This window comes from Bacteroidota bacterium (genome assembly GCA_016194975.1).
GTDB lineage: Bacteria > Bacteroidota > Bacteroidia > Palsa-965 > Palsa-965.
In genome coordinates this window covers 234177-259944 of sequence record JACQAM010000003.1, presented here as the reverse complement: position 1 = coordinate 259944, position 25768 = coordinate 234177, and the positions used below count along the sequence as shown (strand labels likewise).

The window sequence follows — 25768 nt, the reverse complement described above, 5'->3', positions numbered from 1 at the left end:
AAAAATAATATGAAAAAGAACCGGATATTTTTCACTGCTGTTGTTGCGTTGATCCTCCCTTTATTTTCCAGCGCACAGGACATTCACTTTTCGCAATTGTCGGAAACACCATTGTTGCTGAATCCGGCGATGGCGGGACTTGCACATGATTTTATGGCGGTCATTAATTACAAAGATCAGTGGAGAAGTGTGACGAACAATCCTTTCAAAACTTTTAATGTGAGTACGGATGCCGCATTTATGAAAAAATCAAATGGAAGCCATGCCGGGGTCGGCCTCGATTTTTTCTCTGACCGTGCCGGAGATGGAGCGATGGGAACAACAACAGGACAGATTCATTTATCAGGTGTACTCGCAATAAGCGATAATAGTTTATTGTCGGCAGGTATTTATGGAGGATTCGGACAGCGTAGTTTGAGTTATGATAAATTCTATTGGGACAATCAATACGTTGGCGGCGCTCTCGATCTCAATGCGCCTTCGATGGAGCCCACTACTTTTTCCAATCGCACGTATGCTGATATGGGCGCAGGACTCGCATGGTTTTACGGCAAAGGCCACGCAACAATAAGCTCAAATGATCAGCGAACCATGAATGCAGGATTTTCAGTGCAGCACATCAATCAGCCCGTTTACTCTTTTTATGGGAATACTGATAAACGATTGCCAATGAAAATGGTCGCGCACGGAAATGCTGACATCGGTTTGAAAAATTACAGCCTGATACTTGAACCGGGATATATTATTATGATACAAGGCGGGCACCATGAAATAAATACCGGAATGCTCGTGAAGTATATTATGCAGGAAGCCTCTCATTACACCGGTAGAAAAAATCCTGCTGCATTTGTTCTCGGTGGATATTATCGTTTCGGTGATGCATTGAATATTGTAACTGCTTATGAATTGAATACACTTCGTATTGGATTCAGTTATGATGTTAACTTATCAAACCTGACTGTAGCAAGTAAATCGAGGGGCGGATTTGAATTATCCCTCAGATATATGATGACAAACACCGGCGATAATAAGAACAAGGGATTCTTTAATTGATCGAATAGTATTTTTCTCTTCCCCAATTCACAACATAATTTTTACCCCAATGAAAAAATCACTGTTCCTTTTTTCTGCACTTGTATTTTTTTCAGGCGCAGATTTATTTTCACAGACTTCCGTTACGTTCAGCTACACAGGAGCATCACAAACGTTCACCGTTCCTTCGTGCGTGAATGCAATTACTATCGATTCAAAAGGCGCACAAGGCGGCGCAGGCGTCGCTGCTAATCCCGGTGGATTAGGAGCAAGAATAGTTGGAACCTGCAATGTAACTCCCGGTGATGTCATCACAATTTTAGTTGGACAACGCGGACTTTCTACTGGTAATTCCGGTGGCGGCGGCGGCGGATCATTTGTTTATGATCAAACCACATCAACTTTATTGATTGCTTCCGGTGGCGGTGGTGGTGGTGGAAATTCTACCAATGGACTTCCGGGTCAATCCGGAACTTCAGGAACAAATGGAGTTGGAGGATCAAGTAGTGGAGCAGGTGGCAGCGGTGGTGGCGGCGGTGGTGGTGCAAGCGGATATGGTGGCGCCGGTGGTGGAGGATATTGTGGCGATGGTGGAAATTGCGCACTCACATACAGCACGGGTGGAGCAGGAGGAAGTGGTTGTATGAATGGAGCCGATGGAAGTGGTAGTGTTTGCAACGGAACAAAGGGAAGGAGTTTTCTCAATGGTGGTGCTGGTGGAACATGGGCAGCATCAGGATGCGCTGGCATGGGTGCTGATGGTGGTTACGGTGGTGGTGGAGCAACGATCTGGGGAAATTTAAATGGCGGCGGCGGCGGCGGATATTCCGGTGGCGGCGGTGGTGGATACAATTCTTCTTTTGATGGCGGTGGTGGTGGTGGTTCTTTTAATTCCGGAACAAGTCAAACTAATACTGCAGGTTTTCAATCTGGAAATGGGGAAGTGATCATCACTTATTCTCCGGGAGTTCCTTCTCCGGCCGGAAGTATCACAGGTTCTTCTTCTGTTTGTGCAGGATCAGGCGGAACTTATTTTATTTCTTCAGTGAGCGGCGCAACTTCTTACACGTGGACCGTTCCGTCAGGAACAACAATTAATTCAGGACAGGGAACGGTTTCCATTTCAATTACGTTCGGTTCAACTTCTGGAAATATTACGGTGACCCCGGGCAACTCCTGCGGATCAGGTACTCCATCTTCATTGGCAGTTACGGTCAATCCGTCACCTACAGTTACTACAACTACTACCGGTGCAACCATCTGTACCGGAAATCCAACAAGCATTACAGCAAGCGGTGCAACAACCTACTCGTGGATGCCGGGAAGTTTATCCGGAACAACGATCACAGTTTCTCCTTCGTCAACAACAACCTATACCGTTACAGGAACATCATCCGGGTGCAGTAGTACTGCAACACAACTTATCACTGTTAATCCGACGCCGACTGTAACCACCACAACAACTAATTCTGCTATCTGTTCCGGCGATTCAACTTCCATTACCGCGAGCGGGGCAACTGCTTACAACTGGATGCCCGGAAATCTGTCAGGAGCAACTGTTGTGGTCACTCCTTCTTCAACAACCTCGTACACGGTCACAGGAACCGATCTCGGTTGTAGTAGTGCTGCAACACAACTCATCACAGTCAACGCCACACCAACAGTCACTGTTTCGGCCATTAATCCCACAATCTGTTCCGGAAGTTCAACCACGTTGATCGCAGGGGGAGCTAGTGCATACCTGTGGATGCCTGGAAATTTATCCGGATCATCGGTCACCGTTACCCCCGGAGCAACTACAACTTTCACGGTTACCGGGACCAATGGATCATGCAGTAGTACTGCAACACAACTCATCACTGTGAATAATCCGCCAACTGTAAATCTTGGTAATGATACAACCCAATGCGGTGGAAATATTTTGCTCGATGCGCAGAATCCGGGAAGTACTTATTTGTGGGGAACTTCTGCAACTACACAAACTATCACTGTCAATACATCAGGAACTTATTCTGTTGTCGTAACTGATGCAAACGGTTGCTCCGGAAATGATGCGGTGAATGTTACGATCAACCCGATACCGAATCTCACACTCTCGGCTTCCAACATGACACCCTGTGTGAATGACGGACTTGTTTCTCTCACCGGGCTTCCTGCGGGCGGAACGTGGACGGGCCCGGGCGTATCAGGAAATAATTTTAATCCCACAACAGCCGGAGTTGGTCCGCAGATTCTAACTTACAGTTATACCGATTCGATTGGTTGTTCGAATTCACAGGTGTTTACCATAAGTGTGAATGCGTGCACCGGAATAGCGGAGCAGAATTTTGCCAATGGAATTTCTGTTTTTCCGAATCCGAATTCAGGTGTGTTCACACTTTCTGTGAATGCAAATGTGGGCGACGTGCAGATCACGATCACCGATGTGCAGGGAAGAATTATTTATTCTTCATTAGAGAGCAATGTAACGGCCGGATTCACCAAACAGATTGATCTCGGTAATGTTTCATCCGGACTTTACCTGGTGAAGCTGAATACAGCGAATGAGCAGCATGTAGAGCAGATCTCCGTACAACGGTAGATCATTCTTTTTCAGTAAAACGAAACGCCGCTTCAAAGGAGTGGCGTTTTAGTTTTTAAAAATGGTTGTATTAAAATACAACTACAGTGGACCCGGAGAGAATCGAACTCTCGTCCAAACAAGTCATGAATATGCTTTCTACATGTGTAGCTGATCGTTGATTGTCGGTAAGAACCAGGCCGATCTGCACGCCGAATTCAAACGTAGTTGCTGATAGTGCATCGGCATCACAACCCTGCCGAACACTCCTTTTATTTTCTATGCTCCTGGTCGGGACGTCAGAAGGAAAAACTTCCCGGGGAACATTGCTGAATGATACTTGGTATTAAGCAGCAAGGGCGTAGTTAGACTCGCCGTTTAGATAGTTTGAGAGTTGAGATTTACGTGCCATATTCCCAACGCACGACATGCTTACACACTCACATACCCGCTGTCAAAACCGGTCGGGCCCGGAATGCTATTGCAAAGATAGCGCTAATTGAGAGTTTTTGTCAATGAGAAAATTTCAAAGATTCAATCGCCGTGCCTGATTATCATTCTCATTTGCATATCCGGGTTGATCCACAATTCGTTCCCTTTTGAAAAGTTATCTTTGTCAGATGAAAATAGGAATTGTAAGAGAAGGAAAAATGCCGCGCGACAAGCGCGTGCCGTTCACGCCCGCGCAATGCATACTTCTGCAGCGTGAGTTTGGTGTGGAAGTGCATGTGCAGCCGGCCGCGTGGAGATGTTTTTCCGATGAAGAATATAAAGCGGCAGGTGTTCAGTTGAATGAAAATATTTCTTCCTGCGATGCCTTGCTCGGGATCAAAGAAGTTCCGGCCGCCGATCTTATTCCCGGAAAAAAATATTTTTTCTTTTCACACACAATAAAAAAACAACCGCACAACAAAAATCTTCTCGTCAATCTTCTTCAGAAAAAAATCCAGATGATCGATTACGAATGTCTCACCGATCCGCATTTCAACCGCATCATCGGCTTCGGACATTTTGCAGGAATTGTGGGAGCGTACAATGGTATCCGCGGTTACGGATTGCGTTTCGGATTTTTTGATCTCAAACCGGCGTGGCAATGTCACGATCTGCAGGAACTGAAAGATGAATTAAAAAAAGTGCGCCTGCCGAATATGAAGATCGTGATCACGGGAAATGGAAGAGTGGCGAACGGCGCTATTGAATTGCTCGGCATGCTGCACATCCGCCGTGTTACTCCGTACGAACTCACGCATTATGTTTTTCGCGAAGCCGTATATTCACAATTACATTCTTACGATTACAATGAATCGAAGAGAGGAATGTAATGGGATCGCGAACGATTTTATTCTCACCCCGAAGAATTCCGCAGCACGTTTGCAAAATTTACTCCGCATTGCGATGTGCTCCTTCATTGTTCTTTCTGGGATCCGCGCGCACCAAAACTTTTTGAGAAGGCAGATATGAAAGCGCCGGAATTCCGCATCAGTGTAATTGCTGATGTCACTTGCGATATTGATGGTTCCATTCCTTCCACAACAAAACCTTCTTCCATAGCCGAACCATTTTACGGTTACAATCCCAACACAGGTGAAGCAACAGAGAATTCTTTCAGCAACGATGTGATCACAGTGATGGCAGTTGATAATCTTCCCTGCGAATTGCCGCGCGATGCGTCTGATAATTTCGGAAAAGAACTTATTGAAAAAGTTATTCCTGCATTACTTGGAAATGATCCTGATGGTTTGATCGAGAGAGGAAGTATCTGCAAAGATGGAAAACTCATGCAGCGGTTTGAGTATTTGGCGGACTACGCCGGTAATGCATAATGAATAATGTATGATGAGGAACCTGGGCTAACGGTAGTCTCAATTCCCATTATCCATTATGCATTATTCATTACTTAGTACCACAAAAATAGGAACCGCAAACGCTCTCAGCTAATGAGGGCTATTTAAGAAACGTAAAATAATTCGTAGTCGTAACACCTTTCACCCTGAAATTATCGAGATACGGTTTTTCTTTAACGAGCAACTGTTTCGGATATGCGGCATAAGTAGTTTCATTATAAGAATAATAATCTGTTGCCGTTGATTTCTCAATGATGGCCGAAGTTCTTTTGAAATTATCTACTGTTGCCGAGAATTCAGAATCGAGCAAAGTGTACACCACACGCAGATCGGTATTCGCCATAAGCTGAGTGTAGGTTTCCGGATGATAAATTTTTGCTTCGTGCAGGTACCACGCTGTGAAAAGATTGAATTCGTAATAGGCAAAATAAGTTCCACTCGCCTGACTGATGAATTGTGATGCAAGCGCAGTGTCGCCTTTCTGTAGTGCAGATTGCGCCGCGAGCGTGGAGGCGCGCACACCCGCGTTGTATGCAGAATATTCGTCAAGCAATCCGTAAATGCCGCTCACATTCGCACTCACAATGCTGCTGTCGGAAACATAAGTGTTGTAACGGAATATTTTTTCTGCTGCGCCCTTCGGAACAATATTTTTAAATTCAGAAGAATGAAAATCATCAGTTACCGGAACTTTAATTATTATTCCGGGTTCTACCAGGTAGTGCATTCCGCCATCATAATCCGAATTGACATGATGCGTCGACTCGTGAATGACTGTTTCAAAATCGGAAAATAATTTTGTTGCACTGGTATCGAGATTCCAGTCGAGATAAGTATTCCCGATCGTTTCGCTATAGCAATCAGGCCCGCAATAATTCTGATCGAGCATTCCGCGGTAAGGCGATGCATAATCGGCAGTGATGCCGAGAAAATATTTTTTCGCATAAGCCGCGCAGACCGCTTTTCGTTTTTCTGCGGTGAGCGCTTCGGGTTTTGTTTTCGTTTTATCTTCTTCCAGCGATCTTCCGGCGATGGGGTTGAATGCCCAATCGCGTTTGTAATCCGGGTCGTCGGAAAATTCGAGAACCGATTTTTTCTTCATCATGCGGTCCATGCGCGTCTTATACATTCCTTTCTTCGAAAAAAAATAAGTTTTTCCACCGACAGAATTAAAACCATTGCGGCGGTTCTTCGATTCGAAAGAAATTTTTCCGTGAACAATACTGTAAATGCCCCAGTCGTGGTAGGTTTTCTTATTCGTGTAACGGCAATAATCATAACGTGCATCGTTTTTCAGTTGAAGCACGTAGAGATTTGTTTTGCCCGAAGCATGAATGAAAGTCTGATCGATAGCAGCAGAATCGTTCGCATCAGCGAAAACGAAGAAGGGGAGGAGTGCACCAAGCACAAGAAGGACGGTTTTCATACGCAGCCGGTTTTAGTTTGATGTAATCGTATGTCATCGTTGCTTCTTTTATTTCTAACGCGGTTCTCTTTCTTTTATTATACACGAACGGTGCCGCGATCAGCATCGTGTTGTTGAAATACGTTAAGTGGTGGAGAAAACTCTGATTGTGGAAATGAAAATCAGGATCAGAAGTTGAAATACTCTTCTGTTAAGAATTGCAAAAAAGTTTTTCCCTGCTTCAGCATCACATCATGATCGGCAGCAGAAAGGTAATGTTCGTACTCTGTTCTGCCATTCACATCCCACACCAGGAATTCATTCTGTTTTACCAAACCGAATCCTTCATCAAAAGCATAGTAGGCATAATGAGGTGTGTAGGGATTGAAAAGATTTTTGCTGTAATGAAATGCATCTGCATTCATATTCAGTTGATGCAACAACGTAGAAGCAAGATCGGTTTGTGATGCAACACTGTCGTATTTCATTCCGCGGAATTCCGGTTTGATCACATCGCCGAAAAACAAGAGTGGCATGTGCCGGTACTCCGGTTGATTGAATGCCCAGTTTTTCGGTGAATTGTGCGAATGATCGGAAACAAAAATGAAAAGTGTGTTTTTGTACCACGGATATTTTTTCGCAGTGGCAATGAAATTTTTTATACAGTCATCGGAATAAAGAATGGAATTGATGTATCCTTTTTCTTTTCCGCCCCAATGTAATTTTTCATCACCCGGAAAATCGAAAGGCGCATGTGTGCTCAGCGTGAACATGCCTGCGAAGAAAGGTTGCGGTTCATTCTGTAATTCCTGTATCTGCCGCGAAAAAAGATATTGATCGGCTACACCCAGCCGGCAGCGTGGAAGAGAAGGATCGAAATCTTTGTCTTCAAGAATATTTTCGAAATCATTGAAGTACATATACGCACGTATGTTCCCGTAACTCAATTGCCCGCCGAACATATATGAAGTATGATAACCTGCTTTTTCGAATTCCTTGTTGATGCACGGAAGATGATTGTACTTCGTGGGCTGCGTGATGATGGAAGTTTTCGGTTGTGAAGGAAACGCAGAAAAAATTGCAGCCATTCCCTGGTCCGATAAACTTCCGCTTGCATAAAGATTTGTAAAAAGAATTCCATCGTTTTCCATTTCATGGAAATAAGGAGTAATACTGTCATAACCTCCGCAATCTTTGATCGCATCAGCCGACCATCCTTCGAGCACCACCATTACCACATTCGGACGTTCCATCGTGAGCACATGAATCGTTGTATCTTTTTCTACCGCATTCATTTCAGAAAAATTCTTTTTCATCTCCGCATCATTCATGAATTTATAAGGTTCACCCGCGTGTGCATTCTCGATGCAGCTGCTGAAAAGATTGAAAGCAGAATTCACCGAAGTAAGATTCAGAAAATTATTATTGGTAAAATACGCATCACTCACCTGCACCGGTATCTGCTGGAATCCGCCGCGAATGCCGTAGAAAATGAGAAATGCAGAAACAAGAAAATAAACAGGCGCACTCCACCAGGGAGATCGGTCAGGAATTGTTTTGTGATGCGTTACACGTTTGAACATTCTCCAGAGCAGCCATGTGAAAAGTGTGATCGTAAAAATTCCAAGCAATAATTGCGTCCATGAAGCCGTATGAAAAACTTCTTTCGGATCGCGCATGAACCAGATCGCTTTATAATTGAGCTTCGTGTGCCACTCATCGTAGATCGGCAATTCGGAAAATGAAATGATAAAACAAATGACAATGATGGCAATTGAAAAATATTGATTCACTTTCAGTGGCCATTCTTTTTGCAGGAACATCGATGTGCTGAGAAAAAGAAAAGCAGGAATAATAAAATAGGAAGCCATCGCCGTGTCCACATAAAATCCGTGATAGAAAACAGTGATGAATTTTGAAAAAGGAATTCCGGCGAGCTCTTCTTTATTCCACAGCAGGAAGATCATCCGCATCAATTCGAAGAGAAACATCCAGAAAATGAAATGTCGAAGTAAAAGAAGGGGAAGTTTTTTTCCGAAATATATTTTCATGACAAAAGTAGAAGTTCGAATGAAAACGTGGCCACAAGGTCACGAAGGCACAAAGTTTCACGAAGAAAAAATTGTTGATATGATGCCTTGCGTACCTTTTGCGTCATTGCGCCTTTGCAGCAAAAATTTGAATTGAAAACTTATCCCTTGATCAATTTGATCGCTTCATTCCTGTCTTTCATGCCGAACACCGCATTGCCCGCCACTACCACGTTCGCCCCCGCGTTCTCCAGCGCGCGCGCATTCGAAGGATCCACGCCACCATCCACTTCGATCGTCGCAGAAAGTTTTTTTGAATCGATCATGTTGCGGAGTTTTTTTACTTTCTCAATAGTTTGCGGAATAAATTTCTGTCCGCCGAATCCCGGATTCACACTCATCACCAAAACAAGATCAAGTTCGGGAAGAATATCATCGAGCAGCATTACACTCGTATGCGGATTAACGGCAACGCCCGCTTTCATGCCGAGCGATTTTATTTTCTGGATAGTGCGGTGAATGTGCGTGCATGCTTCGAAGTGAACCGTAAGATTGAACGTTCCGCATTTTGCAAATTCGTCAATGTAATTATCCGGGTTCACGATCATCAGGTGAACGTCGAGCGGTTTCTTCGCATTTTTCTGCAGCGTTTTCATCACCGGGAAACCAAAAGAAATATTCGGCACAAAAACGCCATCCATCACATCCACATGAAACCAGTCGGCTTTACTTTCATTGATGAAATTAATATCATCAGCAAGATGTCCGAAATCGGCAGAGAGAATGGAGGGAGCTACGAGGAGAGACATGAATGCAAATATACAAAGAGTAAGTAGCAAGCAGAAAGCCTGCCCGCCGAATCGATTGCAATCGTGAGCAGAGGGTAAGCAGCAGCGGTAGTCTTGATATAATGCGTAACCGGAAGAAAGAAAGTGAAAGACAGAATTTGCGGATCCCGAATCATCCGGACGACGGAATAGTTTTTTTTTCCATTCCTACTTTCCAACAATTGACGGTTAATAGCTCCGATCACCGATTTTTGCTCAGTAAAAGCGAAGTTCTATATTTGACAAATAATCATTCACCGCTCCCAATGATTGTACATCTGCATTTCAGGAAAAATTACTTCATCCTGCTTTTTATTTCTTTACTATTATTCAGTTTCAATTTATCCGCGCAGCTTTCGGTAACAGATACCGTTGCTAAAACAGAACCTGCCATCAAAGTGAGCGGATACGTGGATGCCTACTATGCGTATTACACCGATTCGGTGGGTGATAATAAGGATCAGCAATTTCCTTCCATTTCTCCGCGCAGCAAAACATTCGGATTGAACACAGCTATGATAACCGCGCAATACGACGGAGAAAAAACAAGAGGAATTGTTTCTCTCCATTTCGGAGATATTGCCCGCAGTGCCTGGTCACCTGTTTTCAATCCCATTATGGAGGCGCACGCCGGGATACGCCTCTGCAGCAAACTCTGGATCGATGCCGGATTTTTCAGAACGCATTTCGGAACAGAAGGTTTATTGCCGAAAGAAAATATCTGCAGCTCTGTTTCTGTGAATACTTTTTATGAACCGTATTATGAAAGCGGTGTTCGTTTGAATTATAATCCCTGCGAAAAACTTGCACTTTATTTTTATGCGTTGAATGGTTACAACATGTATGAAGACAATAACCATAAAAAATCTTTTGGCATGCTCGCGAATTACACTATGGCGGATGATAAAGGAAGTTTCGGTTACAGTAACTACATCGGCGACGATTCTCCAACGGGCGATACGATCTCTCATTTGCGCATTCACCAGAATTTATTTTTCAATTATCAATACAAAAAAATGAAAATTCAGGTTGGCGGAGATTTCTGTTACCAGAAAAATTCATTCTCTTATATTTCAAAAAAACCGGGTATGATGGGAAGCGGTGTTATGAGTTTTAAATACCAATGCTGCAAATCAAGTTCTGTTTATACACGCGGAGAAATTTTCCAGGATCCGAGTGGCTTCATGTCAACACGTTTTATTGACTGGGAAGGGAATGTTACAGGATATAAATTATGGGGAACTACAGTGGGCGTCGAATACAAACCCACGGAGAATTCTTACCTCCGCGCCGAAGTAAGAGAGATCTCTATGGATCAATGGCAGAAAATATTCTACACGAACGGGAAAGATGTTTCCACGCGCACAGAACTATTAATTAACATGGGAATTTCATTTTAAAATTCCAATCACAATAAAAAATAGTATTCACTTAAATCTAAAAACATGTTCAACACCGGTACAACAGCATTCATGATCGTTGCTACAGCGCTTGTAATGCTCATGACACCAGGATTAGCATTTTTCTACGGAGGACTTTCCGGTAAGAAAAACCTGGTCGGCGTAATGTTCCAGAGTTTTGTCGCTCTTGGCGTCACCACCATCATGTGGTACATCTGCGGGTATTCACTTTGTTTCAGCGGAGCGCATTTTAATCCGAATGATCTTGGCGATACAAAATTTATTCCTACCGATCTGCTCGGAGGTTTCATTGGTAATCTGAATAAATGTTTTCTGAACAACGTCGGGCCCGGAACTCCTTTCCCCGGAAATAAAGATATTCCTGAATTTGTTTTCATCGCATACCAGTTGATGTTTGCGATCATCACACCTGCGCTTATCACCGGCGCATTTAAAAAACGTGTTACGTTCAAAGCATATTTAATTTTTCTTGTGTTGTGGCAGTTGTTCGTTTACTATCCCTTTGCGCACATGATCTGGGGCAACGGAATTCTTGCGCAGCATGGCGTTCTTGATTTCGCCGGCGGAATTGTAGTGCATGCAACAGCGGGATTCGGCGCACTCGCTGCTGTTTTTTACGTTGGCAAAAGAAGAAATACAACAACCGTTGCAAACAGTATTCCTCTTATCGCGATCGGCACAGGTTTACTCTGGTTCGGTTGGTTTGGTTTCAACGCAGGAAGCGAATTGAATGTTGATTCAGTTACAGGCCTCGCATTCCTGAACACACATTGTGCTGCAGCCGTTGCGGGAATGACGTGGTTGTTCATCGATTGGTACCGCGAGAAAAAACCGAAGTTCGTTGCATTCATGACAGGGGCTGTTGCCGGATTGGCAACGATCACTCCCGCATCCGGATTTGTTTCTTTAAAAGCAGCAATGATCATCGGGTTCGCAGCAGGACTTATTTGCTATTGCGCAGTGATGCTGAAAACAAAAAAGAAATGGGACGATGCGCTCGATGTGTGGGGCGTGCATGGAGTAGGTGGTGCGATCGGAACAATTATGCTCGGACTTTTTGCAAATAAAATTATGAATGGAAGTATCTACGTTAAAGACGGCAATGGTCTTGTTCTGAAAAATTCTGTCGGCTGGTTAGTGCAAGGCGGCAATTCTCATTTCTTCCTTAAACAAGTTGCAGCAGTTGGAGGCGCGTGCGTGTATGCGTTCGTGTTCACCTACGCGGTACTTTTCCTGATCAATCTCGTGGTGCGTGTGAAAGCAACGCCGCAGGAAGAAGATGCAGGACTCGATATTTCGCTGCACGGAGAGAAAGCGTATGATGATGGAGCGTATTGAAATAATATTCTGATGAAAGAAAAATCCTGTTCATGACGAGCAGGATTTTTTTTGGAAAATAGGAATTTCAAATCAGGATCCTGAATCTTAAATTCTGACTCCTATCACGCACACATCATCGATCTGGCTGAGTTCTCCTCTCCATTGTTCAAACGCTTCATCGAGTTTTTTCCCCTGCACACTCATCGGTTCGTTTGAAATATTCTGCAACAGGTTTTTTAAAGTTTTGTAACGGAATTTTTTTCCTGCCGGCCCGCCGAACTGGTCGGCATAGCCGTCGGTGAAAAGATAAATGCAATCTCCTTTGTGTACTTCTACCGTGTGATTGGTAAAAGGTTTTCCGAAATCAAAAACACCGATCGGTTGTTTATCCGCTTTTGTTTCTTCTATCTCTTCAGAATTTTTTCGTTTCAGCCACAGCGGATTATTTGCACCGGAATATTCCACCGTCGCTTTTGTTTTTTCTTTGTTGTAACGGATGCTCACCATCGCAATGTCCATCCCGTCTTTCACATCATGATCTTTCGTTTCGAATGTAGCAATAACGAGTTCGCGCAATTTGTCGAGGATGTCGGAAGGTTTTGCAAGATGAAATTCTCCCACGCAACGGTCGAGCGCACTCGAGCCCACCATGCTCACGAGCGCGCCGGGCACGCCATGGCCTGTGCAATCTACGGCGGCAATCAACAAGTGGTGTTCCATTTTTTTCATCCAGTAAAAATCGCCGGAGACAATATCTTTTGGTTTGAAAAGCACAAACGAATCATCGAGGATCGCGTTGAGTTTTTCTACCGGAGGAAGAATGGCGGTCTGCAAACGCAAGGCATAATTGATGGAGTCGAGAATTTCTTTGTTCTTGTGCTCGAGAATTGCTTTTGCATTATTGATCTCTTCGGTGCGTTCTTCCACTTTCTGTTCGAGGTTTGCGTTGATGTGACGTAACTCTTCAATCATCTTCCTGATCGTCACCTGCATTTTTTTGAATCCTACAGCGAGAATTCCGATCTCATCTTTGCGCTTGATCTTTATCTCGACATCAAAATTTCCTGTCGCTAATTCAGACGCATCTTCTGTAAGAAGTGTAATCGGTTTGGTGATCTGTCTTCCTAAAATAAAAGAAATAAGTGCGATGAACAAGAGGAAGACAGAAGATGCGAGGATGATCTGCTTTCTCAATTCATAAACATTTTCCAGTGCTTCATCCTGATTGATCTCGAACGAAAGCATCCAGTGTACCCCTTCCACATCTATTGGCCCGTACGAAGAAAATACTTTCCTGTGACGGTAATTATCATAAACGGCGAGTCCGTCTTTTCCCGCGAGTCCGCTGTCGACACCGGTGGTATGTACTGTCTGCATTCCTATTGAAGTGTTGAAGCTGCGCATGGTTTGAATAATATCTTCGGGAGTGCTGTCCTCTTTCATCACGCTGAAAAATGTCGCGCTGTCCTGCATGAGCAAGCGGCTTTGATTTCTTGTTTTAAAATCATCTCCGACAATAAATCCTTCGCCTGTTTCCCCGAGCCCCACTTCATCCCAATTCCTGTCGTTGGTCATTATATCGTTGATCTCATCTAGAGGCATACTGAAAATAAGAACACCTATCTTTTCTGATCCGTCGTAGATTGTCGTGGCGATGAAAGCATTTGGTTCATCAAAAGCAGGACGGTAAGGTTTGAAGTCAGCAAAAAAAGCAGTGTCGAGGGCTGTTGAATTATTTGCCGTCTTGAACACATTCGCAAGGTTTGTGTTTTTGAAAGGCCCGTCGATGAGCGAAGTTCCGAAGTCGATCTCTTTCTCAACAGAATAAATAATCACACCTGTTTTACTATCGACAAGATAAACATCGTGGTATCCGAAATGCTCCTGGATATTCCTGAAAAAGTTGTGATATTGTTTATGTGCTGCCGAATATGAACTTCCATCTCCGGCATCGGCTAATTTGCATTTATTATCTGCTTCCTGCGGATTGGTTGCGATGAATTCCGATTGAAGGATACGGCCGTTCCGGAGTGGATTGGAAATTTCCGATTCGGTAGCTTTCTTTTTCAGATTCTTGTTCAGTCGCGGAAGAAATTCGTGCTGGTAATAATCGGAGAGACTCTTATTGATCGGCACCATCCTCTCGTCATTCATTTGCAGATCGGAATCGATCGCGTTGAATCCGTTGCTCAATGCGCGGGCAGCTGCAATTACAGTAGGATCGTCAGAATAAGAATGCACCTGGTGATCCAACTGGCTGAAATAATCTTCCAGCTGATCTTCTTTTGTTTCTCTTACAGCGAGAAGATTATTATAAGTGTCTTTGGTAAGCGCAGCTTTACTTTTGCGAAAGGAGATGACACCGATAATCACCATCGTAGTCATTGCGACCAGGAAAAATGTGAGCGTGAGTTTGACGCCGATCTTCATGAAAAAAAAAGAAAATTATACAGAAACAAAGATACCCGAATGCAGGCAATTAACAGGGAAGAATTCTTTCACGCCATCCGGAATCACCCGAAAAAAATTACCGTGTAAGAATAAATTTACCGCGGCCATTGGTGTCTGCGGTACGAACGGAATAAAAATAAGTTCCGGGTTTCAGTGCAGAAACATCCAGCGTGTAAATTCCACCGGGCATTTCACGCACAATTTCTTTTGTGCAAACAGTTTTTCCTTCAATATCGGTGATCGTGATCAGTGAAGCTCCATCTGTTCCATCATCGAAACGGAAATTTATTTTTTCATTCGCAGGGATCGGGTAAACGGAAAGCCCTTCCAACTTCACGTGTTCTTCCACGCCTACAAGATTTACATTCACCTGTGCAGTATCATTGCTGTGATTTACATCTGAAGTTTTCGAAGTCCACACATAAAGAATATCTCCTCCGCTATAAGGTGCAACAAGTGGCGTAGTGAAATTGAAAAGAACAGAATCGCCGGGAGAAATAACAGCGCCGGTATAAGGTTGTGAAACAATACTGACATTGTTATTCAGTTTGTAATTCACCTGGATGTTATAATTGTCGGGAGCAGTTCCATAATTTTTAATATAACAACTCACGTTCGTCTGATTGAAAGTTGCATTGTTCAACGGGTTTACAATACTGGAAACTCCCACATCTTCAGGAACAGAACACTGGTAATCGGCGCCAATGAAAAAATCGGAAGTCTGGTAATCGCGGTACGTGGACCAGATATTCTGAAAAGTTTCATACGTCTGTCTCGAAAATGGCGGAGTGAGATCCTGTGCAATCGCACAATTTGCATTTGCCATATCCCAGTTCACATAAATTCCACCACTCAGCAGAACAATGTAATTTGAAACCGGAACCAGCGTCACCGCATTAGCAGAAACATTCACACCCTGCACTGCAACGGAGTCGAGCAAAGTTCCGGGACTTCCGTTCGGCCCGTTATCGGCATAAATTTTTGCATAGAAAGCAGTTCCTGAAAATGGAGCGAATGCACAAACAAAATGTGTACTGAGAATTCTGGCAGGATAAGTTGGTGGTTTGATATAAACTCCAACGCCGCCGGCGCCACCTGCCCAGGAAATAGAACCTTGTATCGGATCTGTATTGTTGTTGGTGTAATTCAATCGCACAGAAACCTGAGTAGTATCAACCACCACAACTTCCTGTATAATGGAATCATTCACATTGATGGTGTCGCCTGCAATACCGGAGATCGTTGTTACAAATTCGCGCGTACCTGTAGTAGTAGGGGAAAATGTACCGGGGAAATTAATGATCTGCGCCTGGCCGGGAGTGAGAGCAAGTGAAGTAGTATTTGTATTCACAAAAATATTACTCGGTGGAACTTTAATTTTTCCGTTTACGTTCATCGGGCTTAAACTCTGGTTGCCGTGATTTGCGATCTGCGTAAACATAGAATAAGGCGAACCGTTATTCGCAAGAAAAATTCCTCCGTCGCCATCGGCATCGTTCCAGTCAACACCTCCGTCGGTAATGGAAAGCGCAGTGGGTGGATAATAATACCTGATCGTGTAATTCGGATTCGGTGGTTGCCAGTTAAGCGGCTGCAATCCGAAATTACCGATGCTGTTCTCAATTCCGCTGGTGAAATTGCTGTACGAACTTCCTACATCTGTCATGAAATTTACAGTGATGGTAGAATCGGCTTTGCTGAGAATGATCTCGAATGTATTATTGCTCGTGAGATTGTATCCCGGCGAATTGGGATCCCAGTTTGGAACATCAAAAAATTCAACGCAGAAAGAATCGACGGTTGCTTTATAATAAACTCTTCCCGGATTTCCTGCGCCCAGGAAAGTCATGTCGTTGATCATTCCGCCAATGTAATTATTCACTCCTGTCGGCGTTGGAATAGGATCGAAATTAGCAGCGAGATTTCCCGGGCCAAATTCTATATAACCATTTGAGCCCACCCACACTTTACTTTCCGTGTACCAGTAATATTGAAACTGAAAACCAACCTGGATCGGCCCCACAAAATTATCATCACCCAATCCTGTTACAGGCGTCCCTGTGCTGGTGATGTCCCACCAGTTGAAAGAAGGCCCACCGGGTGCATTGCTGTCTTTCCATGTGTAGCCGTACCCGTCGGGGCCGCCTGAATTTGCAAAAATGTGAAGGGAGAAAAACAAAAATGGAAACAGCAGGAATTTTTTCATCGGGTTACTTTTTTGAGCAACGTTGTAGAATGTTTAAGAATTTCGGAAGATAAATCTTAAACAGCATCTAAAATACGAAAAAGAAGCGTGTTCAGAATGAATTATTCTGCGGCCGTTCCTTCAATTGCGGAGGATCTTTTCGCAGGATGCGGCGCACCATCCAGAGCAGGAATGAAGGAGGATATTTATATCCTTTTTTTGCAAGGCGTTTCCCGGCGTCAATGTAATCATCGGTGTTTTCAGGAAGAGAAGTACGCAGCCCGTCAACATAACGGTTGTACATGCAGAAGGCCGCGGCAACAAGAACAGTATCGTGCAATTCTTCTTCTGTGGCGCCGGCTTTTTTCGCAGCGTCAATAAGTTCTTCCGTGACTTCTTTCCCGCTCTTCTGCACTTTTCCTGCAATCCGCAGAAGGCATTTCATTTTTTCTGAAACAGGAGCAGTGTCGATATTCTCACGAATGCAGGAAGCAATTTTGCCCGTATCACCAATGAGTTCATTGGCTGCAGCAGTATGTGACCGATGACAGAATTCACATTGATTGAGATAAGAAACATAAGAAGCAATGAGTTCCCGTTCGCCGGGAGAAAGTGAAGAAGGGCCGCGGAGAATAGTATGTGCCAGTTTGGAAAGCGCTTTCCCGGTTGGGCCCTTGTAAAATAAAAGTTCAACAATTCCCGCTTGTGGAATCCCTGTCTGAATAAAAGTCATGATTGTTGTTTTGGTTTGTTGCGCGAATGTAGTGAGTTTAGAGTTTCGAGTCGATATCTAAGTTCTCATCTCTAAGTTCTCAGTTCTCAATTCTCATTTCTCATCTCTCAGTTCTATCTTTTGCCACGATGGAAGCAAAATTTTTATTCAGGTAAGGCGCAAGTTCATTCCAGGTAAAACCGGCGTAAACAAGATTATCAATGAGGTGATCGTTTTGTGATTCTTCATTCTGGTTTACATAAATGAAAGTGATGCCCTTGTTGCCAATGATAAAATAATCGGGTAATAGTACATCCGGGTTGCTGCAGTTGAACATGATCTCTTTATCGGAATTATCCATGTCGGAATTATCCATATAGGCGCGGGCGTGAATGGAATCGTTGAGTGCCGCATAATTTTTTCCCACGTCAAAAATATCCTGCAGTTTCAGCGTATCGAGATTTCCATTGTAAATCCTGTAATTGGTGCAATCGAATTTATCTTCTCCGGCGCCTTCATCGGCGGTGACGTAATCCGTTATCGTAAATGAAAAAGCAGTCACCTCTTTTACTGAAGCAGTTTCGTCTATCACCCATATCTCCTCGTCATCATAATATTCTTCCGGCTCTTCGAGATTCACCGGGGCGAAATAAAAATTATTCTCAAAATGATCATCGGTTTTATCGCCCTGCACTAACCAGTCGATCAATCGATTTTTAGCTGCGTGATAATTCGCCGCTTCACACATTCCGTCTTTGCATTTTTTCCAATCAATATCATTAAGCGAAGCAAATTTATCGTCAGCAAAATCAATATTGTTTTCGTGATCGCCGGTATCGAAAATGTGAAAATCGAAAATCGTATCCATATTCTGCGGCAGCAAAGCCCAGCTCTTATCACTTATAGGAATGATAAAATTTCCATCCTGGTCAATAACGCCGTCACCGAGATCGTTACTCACGCGGAAAATTCCATCGAACGGACCAATGATCTCGTTGTATTCCATGGGCAGGATCATTTCACCCACGTTGTTCATCAATCCCTGCTTGCCCGCGTCTTCATCATACACAATGTAAAATTCATCATGCAGTGGAATTAAGCGTGTGTAATTTCCTTCACAAACTATTTTGTTCGAATCAAGATCAAATATTTTTTCCTGCTGATCAATGGTAATGATCACGCGGCGCGTTTCCGGAACACGAAGAATTTCTTCTTCACTTTGCGCAATAATTTTTCCAGTGCTGTCGATCAGATCCCAGTTGTGATCGGTGCGCTGGCCCACGTGCACGAACGAAGGATAATCGTCATCACTCAACGAAACGTAACCCGTATCGATGATCAGTTTTCCGGATGCGGAATATTCCCCGAAATTTCCACTGTAAGTTTCCACGTAAAAGGCATCTGAAGTTTCCTCGCCGCTTCCACCGGAACCCGATCGCATAAAGATTGGCGGAGCAACGAGAAAATCATTATCGCCATCAAAAATTCCAACACCGGTGGCGGAGCTGATGCGGAAATAAGAGGCATTGTCCACCCTATCTCCCAATGAAAAATTCCATCGCTGAAGAATATTTCCATTCTCATCAATAAGCAACATGCCTTGCGGGCCGCTCACGCGCATGGGGAAATTAAAAATATCCAGGTCATAACTTTTAAGTGATGCGAGCATATTCCCCGGTGAAGTGCAGATCGTTTTCTTCCCGTTTATTTTTGCGAAAATCACTTTGCCGTTTTTCTCGCCCCAGAAAAATCCGTGCGCGTCATCGATCCATCCTCCATTCACAAAATCTATTTTCACGACAAGGCCGGCCGAATCATTGAACGCACCGCACTTTCCATTTACAAAACACAATACATTCTTCCATGACACCGGATCGGCATAAAAATAATAATCGTCCATCGGCATCTGCGTGAAGGGTTGTATGCTATCACAACCATCGATCATTATTTTTCCGCGCGTGTTCACGATGCCGTATTTTCCATTCGACTTGTAAATACAAATGTTCGCAGGGAGCCATTGCCCGAGTGAATCGATCATGGGGCGAAAAACTATTTTTCCGTTTCCATCCATCAGTCCTATCCTGTTCTTCCAGTAGCCGATGAAAATTCTTTCCGTACTGTAATTTGTAAAGTCGCCGAAGTATAAATCGCTGGATCCGGCGTAAACTATTTCTTCGCTGTGGAATTTTCCATTCCAGTTTACAAAACCGGTTTTTATTCCGTTGCTCACCCAAACACCTTTTTTTCCTTCAGGAGAAATTATTTTCCATTCGGGCTTTACTGCTTCATTTCCGTGCTTGTCCATGTAACCGCTGAGGGAATTCCCTGTTTTCAAATCCTTAACAAGGATACTCGCGTAATTACTTTTCTCATTTTCAAATTGCATATAGGCATAACGCGGAGGGCAGAGAATTTTTCCGGAAGAATCGGCCAATCCCACGTGTTCTTCTCCTTCGTAATAAATATTCATTCTGTTTGCCTGGTTCGAAATTTCCGACACTTTACTCACGCTGATAGTGCTGTCTGCATTAATGTAGGGCGGCGGCGGCGGATCAAAAATATTTTTCTGAGCAGGATTAAATTCAAGTATTACATTATTAAACAACGGCTGGAAAATAATTTTTCCTTCATCATCGGCAAGGCCATATTTTATTCCATCGCCCGAAATGATCCACCAGCCGGTAACGCCGAGTTTACTGCTGCTGTAATCGATGCTGGCATAGTTTGGCTGCAAAACCCATTCTTCCTTATCGTTTTTCAATCCATAAGAACAATGCGCTGCGTTCTGCGCGCGGTGAAGCGCCTGTGCGGGTGAAAAAGTAGTTAGCAAAAGGCAAACAAAAATCAGGGCTAAAAAATTTCTCGGGAAGATGAATTTCATATTGCTATAACTGAATTCCACTATAAAGAAACAGAATCCGTTCATTGGAATACATGTTTGCAGGACAACCGTCCCTGTTTTTTTAACAAGTGAATATACGTTCTGTTTTTTTTGTCACTTTTAATCAAAATTGGATTATTAAAACAGTACATTGCATGTAACTTTGAAACTATGAAACGACTCTCTCAAATTGCGTCCGTTCTTTGTTTTCCGGTTCTCCTGTTCGCACAACATCCGAACATGGATAATTACAAACCGGCGAGATCCAACGGGCCGCTCCCGAAAGATTTTCTCACTTCCACTGCAGAAAAGTACGAGCAGGATATACAGAAGATCAGCACCGACGACCAGAAAGAACAGAAGGCGGAACAACAATTCTATCTTCAGAATAATTATTCCATTGATCAGCTTCGTTTCAGCGGAACGGTGCTGGTGAATGATACGCTCGGTATGTATGTGAACCGCGTTGCCGATTCTCTTTTGCTCAAGCAGGATCCGGAACTGAGAAAGAAAATTACGTTTTATGTTTTACGTTCTTCAGCAGTGAATGCGTTCACCACCGACCAGGGCGTGATCTTTGTCACCGTTGGATTGCTCACGCGTTTGCAGAATGAGGCGGAACTCGCGTATGTGCTCGCGCACGAAATAATCCACTTCAAACGGCATCACGTTTTGCAGGGATATCAGGAAGGAGTAAAAGCGCAGAACGGTATCGGGAAATACGAAGAAACTACTTTTGAAAATCGTTATCTCAAGCGCCACCGTTACGCGCGCAGCCAGGAATCGCAGGCGGACGAAGAAGGATTTGAATTACTCGTGAATTCAAATTACGATCCGCATGCTGCTATTGCTGCTTTCGATATTCTCGCTCTTGCCGATGCGCCTTTCAGCGATACTTCTTTTTCTAAAAATTTTTTCGAAACATATTATCTTCTTTTTCCTTCGAGATTTCAGGTCGACACGGTGAAGGCGATCAAACCGCAGGACGAAGATGAAGATGATGATCTGGCGACTCACCCGAGCGTTTACAAAAGAAGAAAAGCAATCGTGAAAAAATTTTCCAAGCTGGATCCGAAGGACACAACAGGCGTTTACTTCCTGGTTTCTTCCGAAATGTTTTACAAAATAAAAGAGATGGCGCGCTTCGAAGAATGTGATGAACATATTTCGGACGGTGAATGGACGCAATCCATTTATGCTGATTACGTGGATCAGAAAAGTTATCCCGACAATCATTACCTCACGCGCGAAATGGTGCGTGCGCTCTACGCGGAAGTCATTGAGAAAAATCGTGCTTACGATTTCAGCGATCTCGCTGCTTTATTCCAGGCATGGTTCAGCATGTCGGCAGAAGATGATAAAGTAATTGGTGAACAGGGACGGCTCACTGCATTCGTGAATAAAACAGATGCGACGGGATGGAATGTGATGGTGCTCGACTATGCGTGGCAGGCACATCTCAAATATCCTGATGACAAAGATATTTACACCTGGTGCCAGGGAATTGCACGTGAACTCGCGGTGAAGAATGATATCCGCTTCAAGGATTTTGCAAAAACAGACAGCTTGTTCATTGCGCTTGGCGATAATGCAAAAAAAGATACAGCGCTTGCAAAAAAAATAAAAACAGATACGCCTACAGAAAGATATCGTGTGGCGCTCGATCACATGGATAAAGATTCGATACAGCATTTTCATTACTGGCAATTTGCTTTTCTCAATGAAATGAAAGATTCCGGTTTTGTGCAGTTGTATCGCTGGGCAAGCAATTACGCCGACAGTCTTGTAATTGCCGATTCACTCTACGATGAAAAAAGCGGCAGGGCGCAAAGTAAATTAGAAAAAGAGCGGGAAGAAAGATTTACTGCGCCGCAGGGAATTTCCAAAATAATTGCAGTGAACCCGATCTTCGTTGCTTATTCCGATAAGGATGAGAATTCGGATGTGGATGTAATGAAATCGCTCGAAGGAAAAGCGGATCTGCTCAAAGAGATGCAGTCGAGCGCCGATAAATGCGGAATGCAAATAGAATTTCTCGATGGGAACGGACTCGATTCTACAAGCGTGGGAAAACTGAATGACCTGCTTGTTGCCAGCGAATGGTTCGAACAGCGCGACCAGTATGGCGACAACCAGATTCTTCCTTACCCGATGGAAGACATGCACGCCATTGCGCAAAAATACGGAACGAATTATTTTATGTGGTCGGCGTACTACACGTACAGGCAGAAGCGCGGCGGATACGTAGTGCGCGCGCTCGAACTTGTTGCGCTTCCATTATTGCCGCATACGGTTTATCGCCTGATCACGCCGCGCGAAGATGTTTATTATTATTCCATTGTGTACGATGTTTCCACCGGCAAACCGGTCTTCGTTCAGAAAACACAAATGACAAATCAAAAAGCAACGAAGGACCGGATGAAACTTCACGTGTTCGATCTCATCCGTCAATTATCAAAACCGAAGAAGGAGGATAAAAAATGAAAAAGTTTTTCTTCACATTATTCATTGCATCTTCAGTGATAACAGTTGATGCAACTCCGGGAACCGGTGGTTATCTCGGCCATCGCATCATCATCGGCATGGAAGGAAGTTATGCGCCGTTCTATACTTCTGCAAAAGATTTTGCATTGCACTACGATGTGCAGTATGGCGCCAATGTGAATTGCATTGTTGCGCGCAGAATGCAGGTGGGCGTTTTTTATAATATGTGGTCGCTGAAGAACAATGAACTTTATTTCAGTTCACTCGCTGCCGGCGATGTTATTCATGCAAAACAATTCGGAGTTTGTGTGCGCACATTCCGCGCAGACCGCGGAGGAATTGCACCGATCGGAAAATTCTATGATGTGAGTTTGAGTTACGCAATGAGTACGTTCTCTGCTTCCGATTCTACGAAGAACCATTATTATTACAGCCCGGAACTCATGCCGAAAAGTTCGAACGATCTTATGCTGCATGTTGCATTCGGAACGCAGGGAGTTTTCTGGGATCATCTTGTTGCGAATACAGGACTTCGTTTTGGTTACCCGGTACTCAATCTCGGAAAAGTGGATGAGAGCAATTACATTCACCGCCGCACAGCGTTCAAGGAATATTTTTCTGTGTTCTTCGGAGTGGCACTGTTGATTTGATAATGGGATAATGGGAGAAGAAAAAGTGAGAAGTTGGTTTTTACAGATTTTTTTCTGGAGTTATGCAACTGTCACTGGTGTCAGGAGAAAACAACTTATTTTATTTCAACCGGGCCAGGCAATAAAGGTCGACTAAGATGGTCGAGAATTTGAGGAGACAATTTCGTTAGTACAGAATACTTATTGATTCGTGCGCTAAGAACAAATACAGTAATTGGATACTTCTTGAAATTTTGTTGGTGCTGAAGATTCTTATCGAAGGTGATTAAAGCTGAGAATTTGTTTTCAATAAGTTTTTGCATGAGAATGCCATTTTTCAAACCGTTCCACCCGTGTTCTTTTATCGAAAAAACTTCATGACCTGGAAAATCATTCTTGAGTTTCTTTGGAAGATTTTCGTCAAGCAACAGAAGCATATAGTTCACTGATTTTGGAAGAGGAAAGTAACTTACTTGCGATTTCCATAACCGCAATAGCCTGGTCTTTTGAGACCGTATCAAAATCAGCGAGGAATTCATCAAGCGAAACTCCCTCTTCAAGATGATCGAAAAGTGTTTCAATCGGGACACGAGTACCTTTAAAAACAGGTTGACCTCCCATCGTCTCCGGGTCAATAGTAATGAAATCTTTTATGTTTTTCATGATATAAATTTACGAAAACGAAACAACGAATCAAAGTGCCGGTCTCACTTTGAATTCGATTAGCTGTTTGAATATGAGAATGGGGAGATTTTTCTTGCTTTATATAAAAATATTTTCCGTTTGCCATTAACAGAAAAAATTGTGTTGTGAACTTTTCTGGAGCGGGAATGAGTTGCGCTATTCGGGCGAATAGGAGAATTATTTTTTGAAAAGGGAAGTTGTGCCTGCCCGCCCCAAACCGGGGCGGGCCTGCCCGACCCAAACCGGGGCGGGCAACGGCCACTGCTGTTAGTGGCTGGCATTCTTGTCTATATAAATTTGTCTTGGTCGCTTAGAGCTAAAATTTGTAACCGAGCCCAATCCCAACCTGAGATCTATGCTCGTATTTTTTATTGGCTGAAAAGGGATCATCATCAGGCGAATAAAGATCTCCGATATATACTTGCCATATCAAACCAAAATCGGCAGTCCCTTTATAGCCAAGAATAAACGAAAGTCCACCAAAGAAATTCTTTTTTACTGCATTAGAATTTTCAATAAGATTATTCCCTACAAAATGAGAGCCTAAAATTATCCTGTGTTTTTTTCCATATTCAAGATTTGCACCAGCAGCGTATCCGAACCAATAATATTTTTTAGAGGTGATGGGATCAGTTCCACCTTCTCCAACTCCAGCTGAAACAAAAGGAGAAAGCCGAAGTTTTTCTTTTAAAAGAATTTGATTTTCAATTTGAATTCCGAGGTTTCCTCCAAACATAACCCCCGCACCAATATTCATTGCCCAACCAGCTTTTACACCTTTATTGGGTGCTTCCTGGCTCCAAACAAAAAGCGGAAAGAAAAGAATAGCAGTAATAAATATTTTTAGTAAAAAGTTTTTTGTAATTAATTCATTGTCATAATATATTAGATATAGTTCCAATAGTAATTAGAATAAGAAATATCAAAATTGATATTGGTCATAGGTTGTGATGATAGTCATCATCTTGCAGTTGTCGCATGCTTGCCGCTAACGTTTTGCAGCTTGCCGAAGGCGGGGCTTTCGAAGCACCATCTGTCAAGCTACCACTACAGAGGAATTAAAAACGCGAACAAGTTCATGATTGGCGCCGTAATTGCGTACAATCTCAAAAAATATATGAACTACCACGAGAGAAAAATAAAAGTGGTGGCGATGGAGATGAGGAGAAATGGAATTCAGAAGACGATGAACATTTTTTTGTTCATTATGAACATTGTTTTTCGCTGGAAAATATTTTCCGTTTGTCATTAACAGAAAAAATTGTGTTGTGAACTTTTGTGGAGCGGGGGCGAGACGCAATAT

17 protein-coding genes, 1 other RNA gene and 1 pseudogene are annotated in these 25768 nt (G+C 43.4%); 8 read left to right on the top strand and 11 right to left on the bottom strand.

The features are described from left to right. Positions 1-9 precede the first annotated feature (9 nt). Positions 10-1053: a PorP/SprF family type IX secretion system membrane protein gene (locus tag HY064_01745; protein ID MBI3509357.1), complete on the top strand. Its 1044-nt coding sequence runs from the start codon at positions 10-12 to the stop codon at positions 1051-1053. A gap of 49 nt (positions 1054-1102) precedes the next feature. After that, entirely contained in the window at positions 1103-3613 is a 2511-nt protein-coding gene (locus HY064_01740; GenBank protein ID MBI3509356.1) for a T9SS type A sorting domain-containing protein, read from the top strand. A gap of 84 nt (positions 3614-3697) precedes the next feature. Here the strand turns inward: HY064_01740 and ssrA are convergent. Beyond that, positions 3698-4064, bottom strand: a transfer-messenger RNA (tmRNA) gene (gene ssrA, locus HY064_01735). A 148-nt stretch (positions 4065-4212) separates the two neighbouring features. Here ssrA and HY064_01730 point away from each other — a divergent pair. Next, positions 4213-5415 (top strand): annotated as a pseudogene (locus HY064_01730) (alanine dehydrogenase). 121 nt (positions 5416-5536) lie between these two features. On the opposite strand, the gene HY064_01725 reads toward HY064_01730, so the two are convergent. Continuing rightward, on the bottom strand, positions 5537-6862 hold the full coding sequence (locus HY064_01725) for a hypothetical protein (GenBank protein ID MBI3509355.1): 1326 nt from the start codon (positions 6860-6862) through the stop codon (positions 5537-5539). A 167-nt stretch (positions 6863-7029) separates the two neighbouring features. Next, positions 7030-8892 carry a sulfatase-like hydrolase/transferase gene (locus HY064_01720; GenBank protein MBI3509354.1) on the bottom strand — a complete coding sequence of 621 codons (1863 nt, stop codon included), beginning with the start codon at positions 8890-8892 and terminating at the stop codon, positions 7030-7032. Here HY064_01720 and HY064_01715 point away from each other — a divergent pair. Next, a complete protein-coding gene (locus tag HY064_01715; GenBank protein ID MBI3509353.1) occupies positions 8891-9028 on the top strand; it encodes a hypothetical protein in 138 nt (45 codons plus the stop codon). The two genes, HY064_01720 and HY064_01715, sit on opposite strands and share 2 nt — an antisense overlap. Positions 9029-9032: 4 nt before the next feature. Here the strand turns inward: HY064_01715 and HY064_01710 are convergent, their stop codons facing one another. Further along, entirely contained in the window at positions 9033-9680 is a 648-nt protein-coding gene (locus HY064_01710) for a ribulose-phosphate 3-epimerase (protein ID MBI3509352.1), read from the bottom strand. 284 nt (positions 9681-9964) lie between these two features. On the opposite strand from HY064_01710, the gene HY064_01705 reads away from it, so the two are divergent. Both HY064_01705 and HY064_01700 read left to right on the top strand, forming a co-directional pair. Then, entirely contained in the window at positions 9965-11098 is a 1134-nt protein-coding gene (locus HY064_01705) for an outer membrane beta-barrel protein (GenBank protein ID MBI3509351.1), read from the top strand. Positions 11099-11143: 45 nt separating this feature from the next. After that, positions 11144-12457, top strand: coding sequence for an ammonium transporter (locus tag HY064_01700; protein MBI3509350.1), 1314 nt, complete (start codon positions 11144-11146; stop codon positions 12455-12457). An 87-nt stretch (positions 12458-12544) separates the two neighbouring features. Here the strand turns inward: HY064_01700 and HY064_01695 are convergent, their stop codons facing one another. From HY064_01695 to HY064_01680, 4 genes are all read right to left on the bottom strand, one after another. Beyond that, on the bottom strand, positions 12545-14869 hold the full coding sequence (locus tag HY064_01695; GenBank protein MBI3509349.1) for a SpoIIE family protein phosphatase: 2325 nt from the start codon (positions 14867-14869) through the stop codon (positions 12545-12547). A 97-nt stretch (positions 14870-14966) separates the two neighbouring features. Next, positions 14967-17096: a T9SS type A sorting domain-containing protein gene (locus tag HY064_01690; GenBank protein ID MBI3509348.1), complete on the bottom strand. Its 2130-nt coding sequence runs from the start codon at positions 17094-17096 to the stop codon at positions 14967-14969. A 91-nt stretch (positions 17097-17187) separates the two neighbouring features. Continuing rightward, positions 17188-17808: a carboxymuconolactone decarboxylase family protein gene (locus HY064_01685; GenBank protein ID MBI3509347.1), complete on the bottom strand. Its 621-nt coding sequence runs from the start codon at positions 17806-17808 to the stop codon at positions 17188-17190. A 100-nt stretch (positions 17809-17908) separates the two neighbouring features. Beyond that, entirely contained in the window at positions 17909-20617 is a 2709-nt protein-coding gene (locus HY064_01680) for a WG repeat-containing protein (GenBank protein ID MBI3509346.1), read from the bottom strand. A gap of 222 nt (positions 20618-20839) precedes the next feature. On the opposite strand from HY064_01680, the gene HY064_01675 reads away from it, so the two are divergent. Continuing rightward, entirely contained in the window at positions 20840-23152 is a 2313-nt protein-coding gene (locus tag HY064_01675; protein MBI3509345.1) for a M48 family metalloprotease, read from the top strand. Next, positions 23149-23802 (top strand): hypothetical protein, encoded by a 654-nt coding sequence (locus HY064_01670; GenBank protein MBI3509344.1) that lies wholly within the window; start codon positions 23149-23151, stop codon positions 23800-23802. The genes HY064_01675 and HY064_01670 overlap by 4 nt, the downstream gene beginning before the upstream one ends. Before the next feature lie 95 nt (positions 23803-23897). Here the strand turns inward: HY064_01670 and HY064_01665 are convergent, their stop codons facing one another. The 3 genes from HY064_01665 to HY064_01655 all read right to left on the bottom strand — a co-directional run bounded on the left by HY064_01665 (position 23898) and on the right by HY064_01655 (position 25366). Continuing rightward, positions 23898-24218 (bottom strand): DUF5615 family PIN-like protein, encoded by a 321-nt coding sequence (locus HY064_01665; protein MBI3509343.1) that lies wholly within the window; start codon positions 24216-24218, stop codon positions 23898-23900. Then, positions 24202-24444, bottom strand: coding sequence for a DUF433 domain-containing protein (locus HY064_01660; GenBank protein MBI3509342.1), 243 nt, complete (start codon positions 24442-24444; stop codon positions 24202-24204). Before HY064_01660 ends, HY064_01665 begins: the two co-directional genes overlap by 17 nt. 337 nt (positions 24445-24781) lie before the next feature. Beyond that, positions 24782-25366: a hypothetical protein gene (locus HY064_01655; protein MBI3509341.1), complete on the bottom strand. Its 585-nt coding sequence runs from the start codon at positions 25364-25366 to the stop codon at positions 24782-24784. Positions 25367-25768: the final 402 nt, after the last annotated feature.

Coding starts and splice junctions, on each gene's coding strand:
- HY064_01670 (MBI3509344.1), top strand. CDS start 23,149: ATGAAAAAGTTTTTCTTCACATTATTCATTGCATCTTCAGTGATAACA.
- HY064_01695 (MBI3509349.1), bottom strand. CDS start 14,869: ATGAAGATCGGCGTCAAACTCACGCTCACATTTTTCCTGGTCGCAATG.
- HY064_01690 (MBI3509348.1), bottom strand. CDS start 17,096: ATGAAAAAATTCCTGCTGTTTCCATTTTTGTTTTTCTCCCTTCACATT.
- HY064_01720 (MBI3509354.1), bottom strand. CDS start 8,892: ATGAAAATATATTTCGGAAAAAAACTTCCCCTTCTTTTACTTCGACAT.
- HY064_01745 (MBI3509357.1), top strand. CDS start 10: ATGAAAAAGAACCGGATATTTTTCACTGCTGTTGTTGCGTTGATCCTC.
- HY064_01705 (MBI3509351.1), top strand. CDS start 9,965: ATGATTGTACATCTGCATTTCAGGAAAAATTACTTCATCCTGCTTTTT.
- HY064_01660 (MBI3509342.1), bottom strand. CDS start 24,444: ATGAAAAACATAAAAGATTTCATTACTATTGACCCGGAGACGATGGGA.
- HY064_01665 (MBI3509343.1), bottom strand. CDS start 24,218: ATGCTTCTGTTGCTTGACGAAAATCTTCCAAAGAAACTCAAGAATGAT.
- HY064_01725 (MBI3509355.1), bottom strand. CDS start 6,862: ATGAAAACCGTCCTTCTTGTGCTTGGTGCACTCCTCCCCTTCTTCGTT.
- HY064_01700 (MBI3509350.1), top strand. CDS start 11,144: ATGTTCAACACCGGTACAACAGCATTCATGATCGTTGCTACAGCGCTT.
- HY064_01710 (MBI3509352.1), bottom strand. CDS start 9,680: ATGTCTCTCCTCGTAGCTCCCTCCATTCTCTCTGCCGATTTCGGACAT.
- HY064_01715 (MBI3509353.1), top strand. CDS start 8,891: ATGACAAAAGTAGAAGTTCGAATGAAAACGTGGCCACAAGGTCACGAA.
- HY064_01675 (MBI3509345.1), top strand. CDS start 20,840: ATGAAACGACTCTCTCAAATTGCGTCCGTTCTTTGTTTTCCGGTTCTC.
- HY064_01685 (MBI3509347.1), bottom strand. CDS start 17,808: ATGACTTTTATTCAGACAGGGATTCCACAAGCGGGAATTGTTGAACTT.
- HY064_01740 (MBI3509356.1), top strand. CDS start 1,103: ATGAAAAAATCACTGTTCCTTTTTTCTGCACTTGTATTTTTTTCAGGC.